Here is an 18,277-nt window from a genome sequence, read left to right on the forward strand (position 1 = left end):
GCTAATTCGTGCGGCTTGCCCGACTGCCTACCCTGTGCCAAATACAGATAAACCCACTCAGTCGCATCGAAAGAACCAACAACATGGGCATAACCAAACACGGCCTGGAGCTGGCGGGGTTCAAATCGCTCGGTAAAGATGAGACCGTGAGAGGCATTTTCACACGCATCGAAGTATTTGAGATTCAGGGTTTCACTCTGAATGCGCCATGCCACCTGCCAATCGAAGAACGTATTTTCAACATTCCGTTTAAGCTGGGGTTTGGAGACAGTCTAAATGAAATCTGTAATTCTCTGGTTGGGGATGACTTCGTTGATGATGAAGAGCAATGGAAGAAAGACAAGTTGTCCGCCCCCCCATTCATGCTAGTCGCGTTCGGGCCAACGGGCGAACATAGCAGTTCAGGGACTCACGTTAAGAGGCACGAAACGTCTATCGCGACCTACGACAGCTTCCGAGAAGCCAAAGATGAGCTTAAGAGCCAAGTTGATGCGGTAATCCCGCCCCTGTTGACAGCGCTTGCAATTACTTTCTCAAATGAACAGCAGTTGGTGCGCTTCATTCCTCGTCAGTCTGCGTTCGTGGGGACAACTAGAGACGGAACAACGATCTATGATCTTCGTTTCGAATTTTCAGGCGGTAGCTATTCTTCCCAACGTATTAGCGCTGAACAGCTAAATGAACAAACTGGTATAGCCCTCGACAGGGCAAACCAATTTACGAACAAAGTAGCCGATTTTCACTATCTTGCGGCCAATGAGACAGATCCGCTAAAGAGATTTCTGTTTTTCTTTCTATCCTTAGAACGCATGATAAACTCTACATTTGAATGTATTTCTAATCCCTGTGATTTGGCGGCGGTTGTACTTCTGACGTCGAATCGTCCTAAATTAACAGAGAGTTTGGGTTGGCTACTCCGCGAGCTTCAGCGGGGAAATGGAAAAGTGTTTGCGGGCCTTCGCGCCCGATTCTTATGGTGCGTGACCCACAGGTGGAACCACATGACAGACGCCGACTTCGAAATATTCAGAACACTAATTGAAGTGCGCAATGATATTGCGCACGGTCACGAGTCGAAGCCAAACGGTGCCGCCGTCACAGAAATCGAAACGCTAGCGCTTCGCATTATGGGCGACGTTTAGCTTTACTCCCGCTGGTAGCGATTCTTTAGCGGCGCTCAGGGCACGCCTGCCCTAACCGTTCTTTGCGGCGGAAGCCAACAGAAGCTTTTCACGCCGATGCAGTTTGGGTTGGCAGCATGACGGAAACATCATTTTTTTGCCTCGCCTGCCCCTCATCGTTTCAAAATCGCGTTGCTGTAAACTTCACTGTAATTCACTGCAAACTAAGTTGTCACGCTACACACGCTACAACAAACCCCCTTTTCCCCATCCCCCCTTTGCAATAGTTCTGAAATAGTTGTTAATTAAACAGCCGTTCATTTCAGCGCAGAGGAGCCGCCGATGGATTTCGCCCTTACCGAGGAACAGACTGCCATTTTCGACATGGCCCATGCCTTTGGACAGGACCGCATCGCGCCCCATGCCCGCGAATGGGAGAGGGCCGGCACCATCCCCAAGGACCTGTGGCCGGAAATCGCGGCGCTTGGCTTTGGCGGGCTCTATGTGAGCGAGGATGCGGGTGGCTCGGGCCTCTCACGCCTCGATGCGACGCTGGTGTTTGAGGCGCTCTCGATGGCCTGCCCCTCGGTCGCGGCGTTCCTGTCGATCCACAACATGTGCGCCAAGATGATCGACAAATTCGGCTCAGATGAGATGAAGTCGCGGGTGCTGCCCCGCGCGCTGACCATGGAAACCGTCCTGTCCTACTGCCTGACCGAGCCCGGTTCCGGCTCTGACGCCGCAGCCCTCAAGACCCGCGCCGACCGCACCAATGAGGGCTACACGCTCAACGGCACCAAGGCCTTCATCTCGGGCGGGGGCTATTCTGACGCTTATGTCGTCATGGTCCGCACCGGCAGCGACGGCCCCAAGGGCATCTCAACCGTCTATGTCGAGGCTGGCACAGCGGGCCTCAGCTATGGCGGGCTCGAGGATAAAATGGGCTGGCGCAGCCAACCAACCCGGCAGGTGCAGTTTGACAATTGCAATATTTCTTCCGAAAATATGGTGGGAGAAGAGGGGAAAGGTTTCACTTATGCGATGTCCGGCCTTGATGGCGGGCGCCTCAACATCAGCGCTTGCTCGCTTGGTGCGGCTCAGCAGGGACTGACCCAAACTCTGCGCTATATGGCCGAGCGCAAGGCCTTTGGAAAGCCGATTGACCAGTTTCAAGCCCTCCAATTCCGACTCGCCGACATGGAAATAGACCTCCAAGCCGCCCGCACCTTCCTCCGCCAAGCGGCGTGGAAGCTCGACAATGACGCCCCCGATGCCACCAAATTCTGCGCCATGGCCAAGAAATTCGTGACCGAAACCGGCAGCCGCGTCGTCAACCAATGCCTGCAACTGCATGGCGGCTACGGCTATCTCGCCGATTACGGCATCGAAAAACTGGTCCGCGACCTGCGCGTGCATGAAATCCTGGAGGGCACAAACGAGATCATGCGCCTCATCGTGGCGCGGCAAATGCTGGCGGGCCAATGACCACAGACATCTCGATCCGCAAAGAGGGGCGCGCCGGGCGTATCACCCTCACCCGCCCCAAGGCGCTGAATGCGCTCAGCTACGACATGGCCACGGCGATCGAGGCGGCGCTGGACGACTGGCGCACGGATGACGAAGTGGCCCTCATCCTGATCGACGCGACAGGGGATAAGGCCTTTTGCGCAGGCGGCGACATCCAGCAACTCTACGACACCGGCCGCGCGGGCGATTTCGCCTTTGGCCGCCGCTTCTGGGCCGATGAATACCGCCTGAATGCCAAGATCGCGGGCTATCCCAAGCCCTATATCGCCCTGATGCAGGGCTTTGTCATGGGCGGCGGCGTGGGCATTTCCTGTCACGGGTCGCACCGCGTCACCTGCGAGAGCACGCAAATCGCCATGCCGGAATGCGGCATCGGCCTTGTGCCGGATGTGGGCGGCTCGCTGATCCTTGCCCGCGCGCCGGGGCGCTTGGGCGAATACCTCGGCACCACCGGCACGCGCATGGGACCGGATGACGCAATTCATGCCGGATTCGCAGATAGTTACGTGCCACAGCTCATGTGGCCCACCCTCACCGCCGCCCTGATCGAGACCGGAGACCCGGCCGTTATCGCCGCCCATGCCGAGGCACCGCCGCCCGGCCCCCTGCGTGCCCTCACCCCCCAAATCGACCGCCATTTCAGCGGCGAGACCCTGCGCGACATCGCCAACGCCTTGCGCGCCGAGGACAGCGATTTTGCCCGCGACACGCTCAAAACCCTGAGCCGCAATTCCCCCCTCTCGATGGCCTGCGCGGTCGAGATGATTCACCGCCTGCGCGGCCCCGCCGCCGATATCGGGCGCGCCCTTGGCCTTGAATACCGTTTCACCTATCGTGCGATGGAACAGGGCGATTTCCTTGAGGGCATTCGCGCCGCGATCATCGACAAGGACAGAAAACCAACTTGGAAACATGGGCTTGACAGCCTGCCGGACGTAGCCGTCGCGCAGATGCTGCAACCCTTGGGCAAGAACGCCCTGACGCTGGAGGAGGCAAATACATGAAAATCGGGTTTATCGGGCTGGGCAATATGGGTGCGCCGATGGCGGCCAATCTGGCCAAGGCGGGGCATGATGTCACCGGCTACGACATGGCCGAGGTCAGCATCGACGGCGTAACGATGGCCGCCAGCGCCGTTGACGCCGCCCGGGGCGCGGCAGTTGTCATTACCATGCTGCCCAACGGGTCCATCCTGCGCAAGGTCGCAGCCGAGGTGATCCCGGTCATGGACAAGGGCGCGGTTCTGCTTGACTGCTCCACCGTCGATGTCGCCAGCGCCCGCGATGTCGCGGCTCAGGCGCAGACGGCGGGCCTCTCGGCCCTTGATGCGCCGGTGTCGGGCGGCGTCGGCGGGGCCACCGCAGGCACGCTCACCTTCATGGTGGGTGGCGATGAGGCTGGCTTTAACATCGCCCGAGACCTCTTTGATATCATGGGGCAAAAAGCGGTGCATTGCGGCCCTTCCGGCAATGGGCAGGCGGCCAAGATCTGCAACAACATGATCCTCGGCGTCACCATGATCGCCACCTGCGAGGCCTTTGCGCTCGCCGACAAACTGGGCCTCGACCGGCAGGCGATGTTCGACGTGGTCTCGACCTCTTCGGGCTATAGCTGGTCGATGAACGCCTATTGCCCGGCGCCCGGCGTGGGCCCCAAATCCCCCGCCGACAACGATTACAAACCGGGCTTTGCCGCCGACCTCATGCTCAAGGACCTGCGCCTCTCGCAACAGGCCGCCGAGGCGGCGGATGCCGACACCCCAATGGGTCGCGCCGCCTGTGATCTCTACGCGCAATTCGTGGAAAACGAGGATGGCAAGGGCCGCGATTTCTCGGCCATGCTGCCCCGGTTCGAGACGCGCGGGCGCGGCTGATGGCGTGGGTGGCGCGCGCCCCCGGCCTGCCGCCGCTCGACCCCGAGGCCATCGCCCTCCTTGACCGCATGACGCCGATGACCGCCCCGGCGGGCACCGTGCTCTTTCACCCCGGCGACACCGTCAAGGGCTTTGTCATCATGCTCTCGGGCCGGGTCGAGGTTTATCTCACCGGCGCGTCGGGCCGTGAACTCCTGCTCTACGCCGTCGAGCCGGGGCAAAGCTGCGTGCAATCCACCCTTGGCCTGATGGGCGGTGACGCCTATTCCGGCGAGGCGATCACCCGCACCGCTTCCGAACTGGTGCTGGTTCCCCGCGACACCTTTCTGCACCTCATGGACCTCTCCGATGGCTTTCGCCATTTCGTCTTTGCGGCCTTCGCGCAACGCCTGCAATCCATGATGCACCTGCTCGACCGCGTGGCGTTTCAGCGCATCGAAACCCGCCTTGCGCAATGCCTGCTTGACCGGGCGACGGGCGATACCCTGCGCGCCACCCATGCCGAGATTGCGGTGATGATCGGCTCCGCCCGCGAGGTCGTGTCGCGTCGCCTCGATGCGCTCGCCCGGCGCGGTATCGTGGCGATTGAGCGCGGCATGGTCCGCATTCTCGACGCCGAAACCCTGTCCGAGATTGCCGAAAGCACCGAGTAAGCGCACCCATGAGGCCAATCCGGCCCCCCACATAAGACCAGCGCAATCTTGCCCCTTCCCCTTGCCCTCTGCTGCGATATGTTGCACGACGATACCTGAGAAACGACCCGATTGAAGGACCGGCGCAATGGCTGACGGAACGATGGACATCAACGCAAAACCGACCGAAGAAATCTCTGTCCGCGAGATCTTTGGCATCGACACGGACATGATCGTCAAAGGTTTTGCCGAGCGTACCGAGCGCGTGCCGGAATTCGACTCGACCTATAAATTCGATCCCGACACCACACTCGCGATCCTCGCCGGGTTTTCCCACAACCGCCGCGTGATGATCCAAGGCTATCACGGCACCGGCAAATCAACCCATATCGAACAGGTCGCCGCCCGCCTCAACTGGCCCTGCGTGCGCGTCAACCTCGACAGCCACATCAGCCGGATCGACCTCATCGGCAAGGACGCGATCAAACTGCGCGACGGCGTGCAGGTGACCGAATTCCACGAGGGCATTCTGCCTTGGGCGCTGCGCAACCCGACCGCCATCGTGTTCGACGAATATGACGCAGGCCGCGCCGATGTGATGTTCGTGATCCAGCGCGTGCTCGAGGCGGATGGCAAGCTGACGCTTCTGGACCAGAACGAGGTGATCGCGCCCAACCCCTATTTCCGCCTCTTCGCTACGGCCAATACCGTGGGTCTGGGCGACACCACCGGGCTCTATCATGGAACCCAGCAGATCAACCAGGGTCAGATGGACCGCTGGTCGCTTGTGGCCACGCTCAACTACCTCAGCCATGACGCCGAAACCGCCATCGTGCTGGCCAAGAACCCGCTCTACAACACCGCAGACGGGCGCAAGACCATCAGCCGCATGGTGACGGTTGCCGATCTCTCGCGCACCGCCTTCATGAATGGCGAACTCTCCACCGTGATGAGCCCCCGCACCGTGATCGCATGGGCGCAGAACGCCACCATCTTCCGCAATGTGGGCTATGCCTTCCGGCTGACCTTCCTCAACAAATGCGATGAATTGGAGCGTCAGACCGTCGCCGAATTCTATCAGCGCTGCTTTGACGAAGAACTGCCCGAAAGCGCTGCGAATGTGAAAGTGCGATAGCCCGCTGGGCGTCAGGGATACCCCGATGAACAAACCCACCGACAACCCCGCCGATCCGTTCAAAAAGGCGCTCGCCAACGCCACCAAGGTGATGGCGGACGACAAGGAACTGACCGTCAGCTATTCGGTGGACCCCAGCGGCATCTCGGGCGAGGCCATGCGCCTGCCGCAGGTCTCCCGCCGGATGTCGCGCGAAGAGGTGCTCTTGGCGCGCGGCACCGCCGATGCGCTAGCCCTGCGGCATAAATTCCACGACGCGGGCACCCATGCCCGCTACGCGCCCCCCGGCGACATGGCGCGCGACCTATATGAGTCGATGGAAACCGCCCGCTGCGAGGCGGTGGGTGCCCGTGACATGCCCGGCACCGCCACCAATATCGACGCCAAGATCGCGCAGGACGCCAATCGCTTGGGGTTCGAGCGGATCACCTCCACCGCTGACGCCCCCCTGCCCGCCGCCGCAGGCTATCTCATCCGCCATCTCGCCACGGGCCGCGACATGCCCGCAGGTGCGCAAAACGTCATGGACCTGTGGCGCGGTTTCATAGAGGAACAGGCGGGCGGCACCCTCGACGCGCTTCAGGACACGCTCGCCGACCAGACCGCTTTCGCCAAATTCGCCCGCCGGATCATCGAGGATCTGGGCTATGGCGATCAGTTGGGCGATGATCCCGACAGCATGGATGACGACCAGCAGGACGAGGCCGAAGACTCCGGCGACGAGCAGGAAGAGCCCGACAGCTCTGGTCAGGACGACAGCGACGAGACGGAGGCCGAAGCCGATCCCGAACGGTCACAAGATGAACAGCGGGACGCAGCTCAGGCCCAGGTCAGCATGGAGGACATGGCCGACGAGGACATGCAGGACGAGACCGAGCTGCCCGAAGGCGAGGCCCCGCTGGAGCCGCCCGCCCCACATCCTGTATCCGATGCCGACCCGAATTACGCAATTTACAATGCCGATTTCGACGAGGAGATCCGCGCCGAGGATCTGGCCGACCCGATTGAGCTGGAACGCCTGCGCGCCTATCTCGATCAACAGCTTGAGCCACTCAAGGGCGCAGTGAGCCGCCTTGCCAACAAACTGCAACGCCGCCTTCAGGCGCAGCAGAGCCGGTCTTGGGAATTCGACCGCGAAGAGGGCATCTTGGATGCAGGCCGGTTGGCGCGTGTGGTGGCCAACCCCACCACACCGCTCAGCTTCAAGGTGGAAAAGGATACAGAATTCCGCGACACGATGGTGACGCTGCTTCTCGACAATTCCGGCTCGATGCGGGGCCGCCCCATCTCGATTGCCGCCATCTGCGCCGATGTTCTGGCCCGCACCCTGGAACGCTGCTCGGTCAAGGTCGAAATCCTCGGCTTCACCACCCGCGCGTGGAAAGGTGGGCAGAGCCGCGAAAAATGGCTCGCCGAAGGCCGCCCGCAATTGCCCGGCCGCCTCAATGACCTGCGCCACATCGTCTACAAATCCGCCGACGCTCCCATGCGCCGGACCCGCGACAATCTCGGGCTGATGATGAAAGAGGGGCTGCTCAAGGAAAACATCGACGGCGAAGCGCTGGAATGGGCGCACCGCCGTATGGTGGCCCGCAAGGAGGCGCGCAAGATTCTGATGGTGATCTCCGACGGCGCGCCGGTCGACGACAGCACCCTCTCCGTCAACCCCGCCAACTACTTGGAAAAACACCTGCGCGATGTGATCGCCATGGTCGAGCGCCGCAAACAGGTCGAACTGCTGGCCATCGGCATCGGCCATGACGTCACGCGCTATTATCAGCGCGCCGTGACCATCACCGACGCCGACCAACTGGCAGGCGCCATGACCGAACAACTGGCCGCGCTCTTTGATAGCGACCCCCGCGCCCGCGCACGGTTCATGGGAATACGCCGCGCCAGCTGATCCGGCCTGGCTTCATCTGGCCCAAAATACTTCGGGGGAGTCCCGGACAGGGTCCGGGACGGGGGCAGCGCCCCCATCCCTCGACACCACGACTCGCACAGCCCCGCAGGAGGCCCCATGTTTCAGTCCTTCACCGAAACCGCCCGCCCCGATCAAGGTCCGCCCCGCCTCGAGGCGCTGCGCCGTGCCATGGCCGATGCCGGGCTGGCGGGGTGGCTGGTGCCGCGCGCCGATGCCCATCAGGGCGAATATGTCGCCGCCTGCGATGACCGGCTCGCGTGGCTCACCGGCTTTACCGGCTCTGCCGGGTTCTGCGCGGCGCTGGCAGATGCGGCGGGGGTCTTCACGGACGGTCGCTACCGGGTGCAGGTGCGTGCGCAGGTCGATACCGGCCATTTCACAGCCGTGGATTGGCCCGAAACCCGCCTTGGGCCTTGGCTCAGGCAGCATCTGCCAGAGGGCGGAACGGTGGGTTTTGATCCTTGGCTCTATACGCCGGAACAGATCGAGGCGCTGACCGAAGCCCTGACAGGCAGCGCAATCCATCTCACCTCTCACACCAACCTGATCGACGCTGTCTGGCCTGACCGCCCCGCCCCTCCGCAGGGTGCCATCACCCCTTGGCCCGACAGCCTCGCAGGGGCCAGCCATGCCGAGAAACGCGCAGCCTTGGCGGAAACCCTGCGCAAAGCAGGCCAAAGATCGGCGGTTATCACCCTCACAGATTCCATTGCTTGGCTCTTCAACATCCGGGGCTGTGACATTCCGCGCAATCCGGTGGCGCAGGGCTTTGCCATCATACATGACACCGGGCACGCCACCTTCTTCACCGACCCCGCTAAACTTGATGCCACCGCCCGCACGCATCTGGGCGACGCGGTGACGCTCGCGCCGCCCGACGCCTTCGAGACAGCCCTTGCCGCCCTCCCCGGCCCGGTGCGCCTCGACCGCGCCAACGTGCCGCTGCGTGTGGTGCAGGTGCTGGATGCCGCCGGCGTCGCCCATCAATGGGGCGCCGATCCCTGCATCCTGCCCAAGGCGCGCAAGACGCAAGCCGAAATCACCGCCACCCGCATCGCCCATCTGCGCGATGGGGCCGCCATGTGCGAATTTCTGGCGTGGTTCGACGCGCAGCCCCCCGGCACGCTCACCGAAATCGACGTGGCGCGGCGGCTCGAGGCGTGTCGCGCGGCCACCGGCCAGCTTTTGGACATCAGCTTTGACACAATCGCCGGGTCCGGCCCCAATGGCGCGCTGCCGCATTACCGCGTGAGCGAGGCAAGCAACCGGACGCTTGTAGACGGCGACCTCCTCGTGCTCGACAGCGGCGGGCAGTATCTCGACGGCACCACCGACATCACCCGGACCCTGCCCGTGGGCATCCCCGGCGCGGACGAGCGCGCCGCCTTCACCCGCGTGCTGCAAGGCATGATCGCCATCTCGCGGCTGCGGTTTCCGCGCGGTCTTGCAGGACGCGATCTCGACGCTATCGCACGCTACCCCCTCTGGCTGGCCGATCAGGACTACGCCCATGGCACCGGCCACGGCGTCGGCGTGTATCTTTGCGTGCACGAAGGCCCGCAACGCCTCTCGCGCCTCTCCGAGGTGCCGCTTGAGCCGGGCATGATTTTGTCGAACGAGCCGGGCTATTACCGAGAGGGCGCCTTCGGCATCCGAATCGAGAATCTCATCGTCGTGACGGCGCTCGATCCCCTGCCCGGCGGCGACGGGGTCACGCAGTTTGGGTTCGAAACACTGACCTATACCCCGCTGGATACGCGCCTCATCGACGCCGATCTGCTGACAAAACCGGAACGCGACTGGCTCAATACCTATCACACCGCCTGCCGCGACAAGATTGGCCCTCTGCTTTCGGCCCCGGCGCGGCTATGGTTGGATAAAGTAACGCAGACAAGCTGACATATTCCTGTTAGATTTCTGCGTCAGACCAAGATCAAGACGACGTAACAAGGGGGATGGACGATGGCACGAATAACGATTCGCAAGGCACAGGGCACATGGACGGTCCGCGCGGGCGGTGCCGTTCTGGGCGAGAGCCGCAATGCACTGGAACTCACCGAAGGCGATTATCCTTTCGTGATCTATTTCCCGCGCGAGGACATCGCCATGGCCTTTCTCGACGAGAGTGAACAGTTCAGCCATTGCCCCTACAAGGGTGACGCGCGCTACTACTCGATCATCACCAAGAGCCAGACGTTGCAAAACGCCGCATGGAGCTATGAATCCCCAAAACCAGAGGTGGCCGAGATCAAGGATCACATCGCCTTTTATGCCAGCGATACCGTCACTGTGGAACGGGTCTGAGCCTGCGGGCCAAGCGGCGCGAAACAAGCCTCAGCTATGCTCTTCCTCTGACACCGCCGCCAAGGCTCGGTTATAAGCCTTGAGCGCATCCACATGAAACAGCGCGCCCGACAATTCGGGCGGCTGATCCCCCCCAACAAGCGTAACCACCGGCACAAAGGGCACAGCGGCCCGCTCAAACACCGGCATCGCCTGCTCCAGCGTCGCGGTCACATCAAGATAAACGCCCTGCTCGATCAACGACCAGCATTGATCCACATCCGCAGCCTGCTCATGATCCGGGCCGCGCATCACTTTGGACACCCGGAACATACCCAAGAGATAGTCCTGTGGCCCCGCCACCAGCCTGATGCCGCGCCGCATGAGCTGCGTCAGAAAGAACGACCGCCGCACCAGCTTTGATCCAAGGGCGGTCGAGGTCGAGACCGCCACCATGACCGCCAGCCCGGTCTGCCAGTCGCCAGTCAGTTCAAACACGATCAACGTCGTGGAAATCGGCGCGCCCAGTACTGCTGCTGCCACGGCCCCCATTCCCGCCAAGGCATAGAGCGTATGTGCCCCCGACACTTCGGGAAAAGTCGCTGTGGCCACATACCCAAACGCCAGCCCGGTCAGCGCGCCCAACATAAGCGAGGGTGAAAACACGCCGCCGCCCATGCGCCCGCCAATGGTGATCGCCACCGCCAGCACCTTGAGCACCGCAAAGACCGCCGCCTCATGCCACAAGAGCTTGCCGGTGAGCGCCGCCGAGGTGGTTTCATAGCCAACCCCGATGATATGCGGAAACCAGATGGCCAGCAGCCCCAACAAGAGCCCCGCCCCCACCGGCCGCAACCAGCGCGGCAGCCCCAGCCGCGTCTGCACATGCATCGCCACATCCTCGGCCAAGAAGATCGCCCGCATCAGCGCCGCCGCCACCACGCCACAGATCAAGCCAAGAATGAGAAAGGCCGGCAACTCCGCATAGAATTCCAAGGCTCCGGCTTCAGGCAGGGTAAACTCGGTCACACCCCCAAATTCCAATCGGTTGATCACCGTCCCCGCGACAGAGGCAATGGCAATCGGGGCAAAGGCATGCACAGCGAAATGCCGGAGCACCACCTCAAGCGCAAAGAGCGCCCCCGCAATGGGCGCGTTGAACGAGGCGGAGACGGCTGCCGCCACCGCACAGCCCAAAAGATCGCGGCCCGTGACGCCATCGGCATGGATGCGCTCGCTCACCCAGGATGAAATCACCCCCGCCAGATGCACCACCGGCCCCTCGCGCCCTGATGATCCCCCGGTTCCCAACGTGATCAACGAGGCCGCAGCAGAGGCCAGCCCCTCGCGCCGCTCGACCCGTCCCTCATAGAGCGCCGCGCCCTCGATCACATCCGCCACCGAGCGCACCCGCCCATCCGGCGTGAACCGATGCAGGATCAGCCCGACCACAAGCCCCCCCGCCACAGGCAGCATCAGGACCCAGTACCACGGCAATTGTCCGGCAAAGCTGTGCAGTTGCGCCACGTCATCGGTGCCATAGACCAGTTCTTGTAGCGCGGTGATCCCCTTGCGAAAGAACAGCGCGGCAAAGCCTGCGGCAATCCCGATGATCAGGGCGATCAGCCAGAACTGAAACTGGCTTGGACCGCGCTTGCGCAGGACGCGCCAGCCCTCGCGCAGGCCTTCGCTCACGCCCTGGCTCAACTGGCCCAGAAAGGACGGTTCGTCCGCCTGCATCGCCTCCCCTTCGCGCGGCAGCCCCGCGCTTTCGCTTGTCCTCGGCTTGGAATACTCTGTGTTCAAACTCACGAAAGAAAGTTTCCCGATGGACATGCCAAGCGCAATTGCCGACCTCCTTTCCTGTCTAGGCCAACAGGTCACCCTGTCCAAGTCCGATCTCGACCTGCATGGCCAGAGCGAGTCGTATTTCCCCCTCAGCCCACCCGATGCCGTGGTCTATCCCGAAACAACAGAACAGGTGACGCAGGTCGTGACCATCTGTGCGCGCCACCGCGTTCCGGTCGTGGCTTGGGGCACCGGCACCTCGCTGGAAGGACAGGCGCAGGCCTTCAACGGCGGGATCGTGGTGGATTTCGCCCGGATGAATCAGGTGCTTGAGGTGGCGCAGGCCGATATGACCGCGCGGGTGCAACCGGGTGTGACCCGCGAGGCGCTCAACGACGCGCTGCGCACGACCGGCTTGTTCTTCCCGGTCGATCCCGGCGCCAATGCCTCTTTGGGGGGCATGGCCTCGACCCGCGCCAGCGGCACCACAGCCGTGCGCTATGGCACCATGCGTGACAATGTTCTGGCACTCCAGGTGGTCACCGCCTCAGGAGAGGTGATCCGCACGGGCACCGGTGCGCGCAAATCCTCATCAGGCTACGATCTCACCGGGCTCTTTGTGGGGGCGGAAGGGACGCTTGGGCTGATCACCGAACTCACCTTGCGCCTTTCCGGCCAGCCCGAAGCGATATCCTCGGCGGTCTGCGCCTTCGACACCGTCGCCGATGCCGTCGCAACCGTGATCGACACCATTCAATGCGGCATCCCGATGGCCCGGATCGAACTGATGGACAGCGACAGTGTCCGCGCCGTCAACGCCTATTCCAACATGGCCTTGCCCGAGAAACCGCATCTCTTGCTAGAGTTTCACGGCACCGCCGCCAGTGTTGCCGAACAGGCCGAAACCTTTGGCACCCTTGCGGCCGATCACCACGGCTCGGACTTTGACTGGGCCACCCAGACAGAGGCGCGCACCGCCCTCTGGACCATGCGCCACACGGCCTATTACGCTATCCTCGCCGCGCGCCCCGGCGCACGCGCGATTGTCACCGACATCTGCGTCCCGATCTCACATCTGGCCCAAGCGATCGAGGAGACCCGCGCCGATCTCGCACAGGCGGGCGTGCAGGGGCCAATTCTGGGCCATGTCGGCGATGGCAATTTTCACGCCGTCCTGCTGGTGGATATCACGGATCAACAAGAGCTTGCCCGTGCGAAATCCGCCTCGGACCGCATGGTCGAGCGCGCCTTGGCCCTTGGCGGAACAGCCACCGGCGAACATGGCATCGGGATTGGCAAACTGGGCTACATGCAACGCGAACATGGCGGAGGATGGGCGATGATGGGGGCCATCAAACAGGCGCTCGATCCCTTGAACATCCTCAACCCCGGCAAACTGGTCCCGCCGCGAAACTGACCCGCCCCCCTTCATCTGACCAAAATACCTCGGGGGACGCCCGGCACCGGCAGCGGGGGAAACGCCCCCACGCCTACCCCTCCATCAACGCCTCAGCGGCGGCTCGCGCCTCGGGCGTGATCCGCTCGCCCGAGAGCATGCGCGCGATCTCATCCACACGGTCAGCGCCCGTCATCGCCCGCACGGTCGAGAGCGTTTCTTCCGCCTCGACCCGCTTTTCCACCCGCCAGTGATGCGCGCCGCGCGCGGCCACCTGCGGCGAATGTGTGACCACCAGAACCTGACCACCTGCCGCCAATTGCGCCAGCCTGCGGCCCACGGCATCCGCCGTGGCCCCGCCCACGCCCCGGTCGATCTCGTCAAAGATCATCGTGACGCCACTGTCCGTGCCCGTCAGACACACCTTGAGCGCCAGCAGAAATCGGCTCAACTCCCCCCCCGAGGCGATCTTGCCCAACGCTCCCGAGGGCGCGCCGGGGTTGGTGGCCACGCGAAAGGTCACCTCATCCTGCCCGGTGGCACCCGGCTCCGCGTGCCGAATATCGGTGGTGAACACCGCGCGCTCCATCTTGAGCGGCGCCAGTTCCGCCATCACCGCCCGGTCGAGCGCCAAGGCCGCCGTCACCCGCGCCTCGGTCAACACCTCCGCCGCGTGGGCATAGCGGCGCTCCGCGTCCGCCAAGGCCGCCGCCAGCATGCGCATATCCGCGTCGCCACGATCCAGAGCCGCCAATTGCCCGCGCAGATCCTCCGCAAATGCCGCCAAATCATCGGGGATAATCCCATGTTTTCGCGCCAGCGCCCGGATCGCAAAGAGCCGCTCCTCGGTCTCTTCCAACTCCAATGGATTGAAATTGAGCGCCTCCAAACAGCGCTGCACGCCACGTCCGGCCTCGTCCAATTCCACCAGCGCCCGACCAATCGCCGCCACCGGTTCGTCCAACTGTCCCTCGGCCTTGTCCGCCACCGACTCAAGCCACCGCAGCGCATCGCCTGCCGCACCCTCTGCGCCGTTGAGTCCGATCGCTTCAGCGGCCTTGGCGATATCTGCCCGGATGCGCTCTGCCCCCTGCATCATCCGACGACGTGCATCCAGCTCTGCCTCTTCACCGGGCTGCGGGCCAAGGGCATCGAGTTCCGTCACAGCATGGCGCAAAAACTCCTCCTCAGCGCGCAGCGCAGCCTGCGCTGCCTCTGCCGCATCGCGCGCCTTGCGCCGCGCCGCCATATCTCGCCATGCTACGCGCACGGCCTCGCGCAGCGCAGCCAGATCGCCGTAAGCATCCAGCAAATCCCGATGCCCCTTGGGATCAAGCAAACCCCGGTCATCCTGCTGCCCATGCAATTCAACCAGCACATCCGACAACTGCCGCAACACCTCGCCGGACACCCGCCGGTCATTGACCCAAGCGGTCTTGCGCCCATCGGCACTGTTGACCCGGCGCAGGATCAGCGCCTCTTCATCCGGCAATCCAGCCTCGCGCAGGATCGCGCGCGCCGGATGCTCCGCGGTGAGATCAAATTCAGCGATCACCTCGCCCTGATCCGCCCCGTTGCGCACCAATTCGGCCCGGCCCCGCCAGCCCAGAACGAACCCCAGACTGTCGAGCAGAATCGACTTTCCCGCTCCGGTTTCGCCGGTCAGCACATTGAGACCCGGCTGAAAGGTCAGGTCCAGCCGGTCGATGATCAGCATGTCCCGGATTTCAAGCGTGCGCAGCATCAGGCCAACCCGTCGGGCAGGGTGTTCCCCCGTCCCCCCTTATAGCCAGCGGCCCTGGACGGTCTGGCGATAGATCTGCTGCAACCAGCCATCTCCCGCCGCCTCCAATGTATAGCCCCGCCCGGTCAAGAGCTTGTAGCTGTCCTCATACCAATCTGTCCCTTGGAAGTTATGTCCAAGAATTGCGCCCGCTGTGCGCGCCTCGTTGACCAACCCCAGCGACAGATAGGATTCCACCAGCCGGTGCAACGCTTCGGCGGTATGGGTCGTGGTCTGGAAATCCTCGACCACCACCCGGAACCGGTTGGCAGCAGCGGCAAAATTATCGCGCTTGAGGTAATAGCGACCGATTTCCATCTCTTTTGAGGCCAGATGGTCAAATGCCAGATCGAACTTCAGGATCGCGGCATTGGCGTATTCGCTGTCAGGATAGCGCTCGATCACCTCACGCAGAGATTGCAGCGCCTGAAAGGTCAGCCCCTGATCGCGCCCGACCTCGTCAATCTGATCGTAATAGCTCAGCGCCAAAAGGTATTGCGCATAGGCCGCATCCTCATCGGTCGGGTAAAAGTCGATGAACCGCTGTGCGGCGGCGCGGCTTTCTTCGTATTCCTTGGCCTGATGATGGGCAAAGGCCTGCATGATCACCGCCCGCTTGGCCAGATCGGAATAAGGATAGAGCCGCTCAACCTCGGCAAAGCTCGTCGCCGCCAATTCAGGATCGCGCTGCGCCAGATCATATTCGCCCCGCTCGAAAATCTGCTGGGCCGTGTAATTCTCGTAATTGACCGTGCCGCGCTCGACGCTTTCCTTATTGCCACAGCCCGCGATGGCCATTGCCACAGCAAAGGCTCCGAACAGCTTGGCCCGGGACGTGCCGATTCTCATGCGCGATCTCACTCTCAGTTACGAAAACGCGGGGCAGTTCGCCCGCATCGCCTTGGTCCTAGCACATTAATTTGCGGTGCAAAACGTCTTTGGCACATTTCGCTCGGGTGATCTGAGGCGCGTTGCGGAATTCCACCGTCACGCTCCACGACCCCCGCCGCTCACCCCTCAAATAGAAAAAGCCGCCTTGACGGGCGGCTTTTCCAAACACCCGGCAAAGCGCCGGATCAGTTCGCCTGACGGCGCAAAAATGCCGGAATCTCGATCTGCTCATCCTCGTCATGGGCCCGCGCCGGAGCGTGCTGCGGTTGCGCGTTGCCCATGGTCGGCTGTTGACGTGTCGGGCGCGCGGCCGCCTGCGGACGCTCCGCCTCGGGGGCGGCATGCCCGGTCATCCGGTTGATCAGCGAGTTTATGCCAAAGCGCGGACGCTCTTCTGGCGCACGGGCCTCGGGCTCGGGGCGACGCTGTTGTGGCTGCACCGGGGTGCGACCGACAGCGGCCTGCAACCGCTGCAATGCCTCAGGAGTGGGCGTGCCGGGGGCCGGGGCGCGCGGCGCGACATAGGCATCGAGATCATCCTCTTCGGCATAGGTGCTGCGCGCGAATTCCTCGACGCGCGGCTGATAGGCCGGCGGCGGCAGATCGTCAGCGGCGATCTCGTCGTCAAAGATATCCTCCATCTGCTCCTCGGCAGCGGCGCGCTGCGCGTCCATCGCACCAAAGAGCGAGGGCTCAGGCTCGGCCACTCGGGCGGCGACCGGCGCAGGCTCGGGCTGTGCAGCGGGGGCCGGAGCCGGGGCCGGAACTTCGGCACTGACTTGCTGCTTGAGCGGCTGCGCCATCGAGCGGCGCGGCACGGGCAAATCGGCGGCCACTTGGCTCACGTCGATACCCGTCGCCACAACGCTGACACGGATCGAGCCTTCCATCGACGGATCAAGGGTCGACCCCACGATGATATTCGCATCCGGGTCCACTTCCTCGCGGATGCGGTTGGCGGCTTCGTCCAATTCGAACAGCGTGAGGTCATGACCGCCGGTGATGTTGATCAACACACCCTTGGCCCCGCGCAGGCTGATTTCATCCAGGAGCGGGTTGGCAATCGCCTTTTCTGCGGCCTGGATGGCGCGATCCTCGCCGCTATCCTCCCCGGTGCCCATCATCGCCTTGCCCATCTCGTCCATCACGGCGCGGACATCGGCAAAGTCGAGATTGATGAGGCCGGGGCGCACCATCAGATCGGTCACACCCTTGACGCCCTGATAGAGCACATCGTCGGCCATGCTGAACGCCTCGGTAAAGGTCGTTTTTTCATTGGCCAGACGGAACAGGTTCTGGTTGGGGATGATGATCAGCGTGTCGACCATCTTTTGCAGCGCTTCAACGCCTTCTTCGGCCTGACGCATCCGCTTGGCGCCCTCGAACTGGAACGGCTTGGTGACAACACCCACCGTCAGCACGCCCAACTCACGCGCGGCCTGCGCGATGATCGGTGCGGCCCCGGTGCCGGTGCCTCCGCCCATGCCGGCGGTGATAAAGCACATATGCGCACCCGCCAGATGATCAACGATCTGCTCGATGCTCTCTTCGGCGGCGGCAGCGCCCACAGAGGCCCGCGCGCCTGCGCCCAGACCCTCAGTCACCTTGACGCCCAGCTGAATGCGGCTTTCCGCATTGCTCTGGCTCAGGGCCTGCGCATCCGTGTTGGCCACCACGAAATCCACACCATCGAGTTGCTTCTCGATCATGTTGTTCACGGCGTTGCCACCCGCCCCACCCACACCGAAAACGGTGATACGGGGCTTCAGCTCGTCATGTCCGGGCATAGTGAGGTTGAGTGTCATAGCTTGTCCGCCTGTCCTGATGCCCACATTCGCGGGCTGTTTTCCGCCTGATTGGCACCATTCTTACCGATGGTTGGCCCAATCGTCACCTAAAAAACACGAAATAGCCACTAAATATG

14 protein-coding genes are annotated in these 18,277 nt (G+C 62.8%); 10 read left to right on the top strand and 4 right to left on the bottom strand.

What is annotated here, in order from left to right; genetic code table 11:
* Positions 1-83 precede the first annotated feature (83 nt).
* The 9 genes from ROS217_RS19315 (at position 84) to ROS217_RS19355 (ending at position 10,516) form a co-directional block, all read left to right on the top strand.
* Positions 84-1,142, top strand: coding sequence for a hypothetical protein (locus ROS217_RS19315; RefSeq protein ID WP_009819489.1), 1,059 nt, complete (start codon positions 84-86; stop codon positions 1,140-1,142).
* A 321-nt stretch (positions 1,143-1,463) separates the two neighbouring features.
* Positions 1,464-2,606: an acyl-CoA dehydrogenase family protein gene (locus ROS217_RS19320; RefSeq protein WP_009819490.1), complete on the top strand. Its 1,143-nt coding sequence runs from the start codon at positions 1,464-1,466 to the stop codon at positions 2,604-2,606.
* A complete protein-coding gene (locus tag ROS217_RS19325) occupies positions 2,603-3,652 on the top strand; it encodes an enoyl-CoA hydratase/isomerase family protein (RefSeq protein ID WP_009819491.1) in 1,050 nt (349 codons plus the stop codon). The genes ROS217_RS19320 and ROS217_RS19325 overlap by 4 nt, the downstream gene beginning before the upstream one ends.
* Positions 3,649-4,521, top strand: coding sequence for a 3-hydroxyisobutyrate dehydrogenase (mmsB, locus tag ROS217_RS19330; protein WP_009819492.1), 873 nt, complete (start codon positions 3,649-3,651; stop codon positions 4,519-4,521). Before ROS217_RS19325 ends, mmsB begins: the two co-directional genes overlap by 4 nt.
* On the top strand, positions 4,521-5,174 hold the full coding sequence (locus ROS217_RS19335) for a Crp/Fnr family transcriptional regulator (RefSeq protein WP_009819493.1): 654 nt from the start codon (positions 4,521-4,523) through the stop codon (positions 5,172-5,174). Before mmsB ends, ROS217_RS19335 begins: the two co-directional genes overlap by 1 nt.
* A gap of 127 nt (positions 5,175-5,301) precedes the next feature.
* Complete coding sequence (cobS, locus tag ROS217_RS19340) at positions 5,302-6,288, top strand: cobaltochelatase subunit CobS (RefSeq protein WP_009819494.1); 987 nt, start codon at positions 5,302-5,304, stop codon at positions 6,286-6,288.
* Between the two features lie 25 nt (positions 6,289-6,313).
* Positions 6,314-8,191, top strand: coding sequence for a cobaltochelatase subunit CobT (gene cobT / locus ROS217_RS19345; RefSeq protein ID WP_009819495.1), 1,878 nt, complete (start codon positions 6,314-6,316; stop codon positions 8,189-8,191).
* A 117-nt stretch (positions 8,192-8,308) separates the two neighbouring features.
* Positions 8,309-10,111: an aminopeptidase P family protein gene (locus tag ROS217_RS19350; protein WP_009819496.1), complete on the top strand. Its 1,803-nt coding sequence runs from the start codon at positions 8,309-8,311 to the stop codon at positions 10,109-10,111.
* A 63-nt stretch (positions 10,112-10,174) separates the two neighbouring features.
* Entirely contained in the window at positions 10,175-10,516 is a 342-nt protein-coding gene (locus ROS217_RS19355) for a DUF427 domain-containing protein (protein ID WP_009819497.1), read from the top strand.
* 30 nt (positions 10,517-10,546) lie between these two features.
* On the opposite strand, the gene ROS217_RS19360 is transcribed toward ROS217_RS19355, so the two are convergent.
* Positions 10,547-12,235: a chloride channel protein gene (locus tag ROS217_RS19360; protein ID WP_050766466.1), complete on the bottom strand. Its 1,689-nt coding sequence runs from the start codon at positions 12,233-12,235 to the stop codon at positions 10,547-10,549.
* Between the two features lie 88 nt (positions 12,236-12,323).
* Between ROS217_RS19360 and ROS217_RS19365 the strand changes: the two genes are divergently transcribed.
* Positions 12,324-13,700, top strand: a complete 1,377-nt coding sequence (locus ROS217_RS19365; RefSeq protein ID WP_040650770.1) for an FAD-binding oxidoreductase — start codon at positions 12,324-12,326, stop codon at positions 13,698-13,700.
* A 73-nt stretch (positions 13,701-13,773) separates the two neighbouring features.
* On the opposite strand, the gene recN is transcribed toward ROS217_RS19365, so the two are convergent.
* The 3 genes from recN to ftsZ form a co-directional block, all read right to left on the bottom strand.
* A complete protein-coding gene (gene recN, locus ROS217_RS19370) occupies positions 13,774-15,423 on the bottom strand; it encodes a DNA repair protein RecN (RefSeq protein WP_009819500.1) in 1,650 nt (549 codons plus the stop codon).
* Between the two features lie 39 nt (positions 15,424-15,462).
* Entirely contained in the window at positions 15,463-16,311 is an 849-nt protein-coding gene (locus tag ROS217_RS19375; RefSeq protein ID WP_040650773.1) for an outer membrane protein assembly factor BamD, read from the bottom strand.
* Between the two features lie 227 nt (positions 16,312-16,538).
* On the bottom strand, positions 16,539-18,158 hold the full coding sequence (gene ftsZ / locus ROS217_RS19380) for a cell division protein FtsZ (protein ID WP_040650775.1): 1,620 nt from the start codon (positions 18,156-18,158) through the stop codon (positions 16,539-16,541).
* Positions 18,159-18,277 lie beyond the last annotated feature (119 nt).

It is taken from the genome of Roseovarius sp. 217, assembly GCF_000152845.1.
GTDB lineage: Bacteria > Pseudomonadota > Alphaproteobacteria > Rhodobacterales > Rhodobacteraceae > Roseovarius.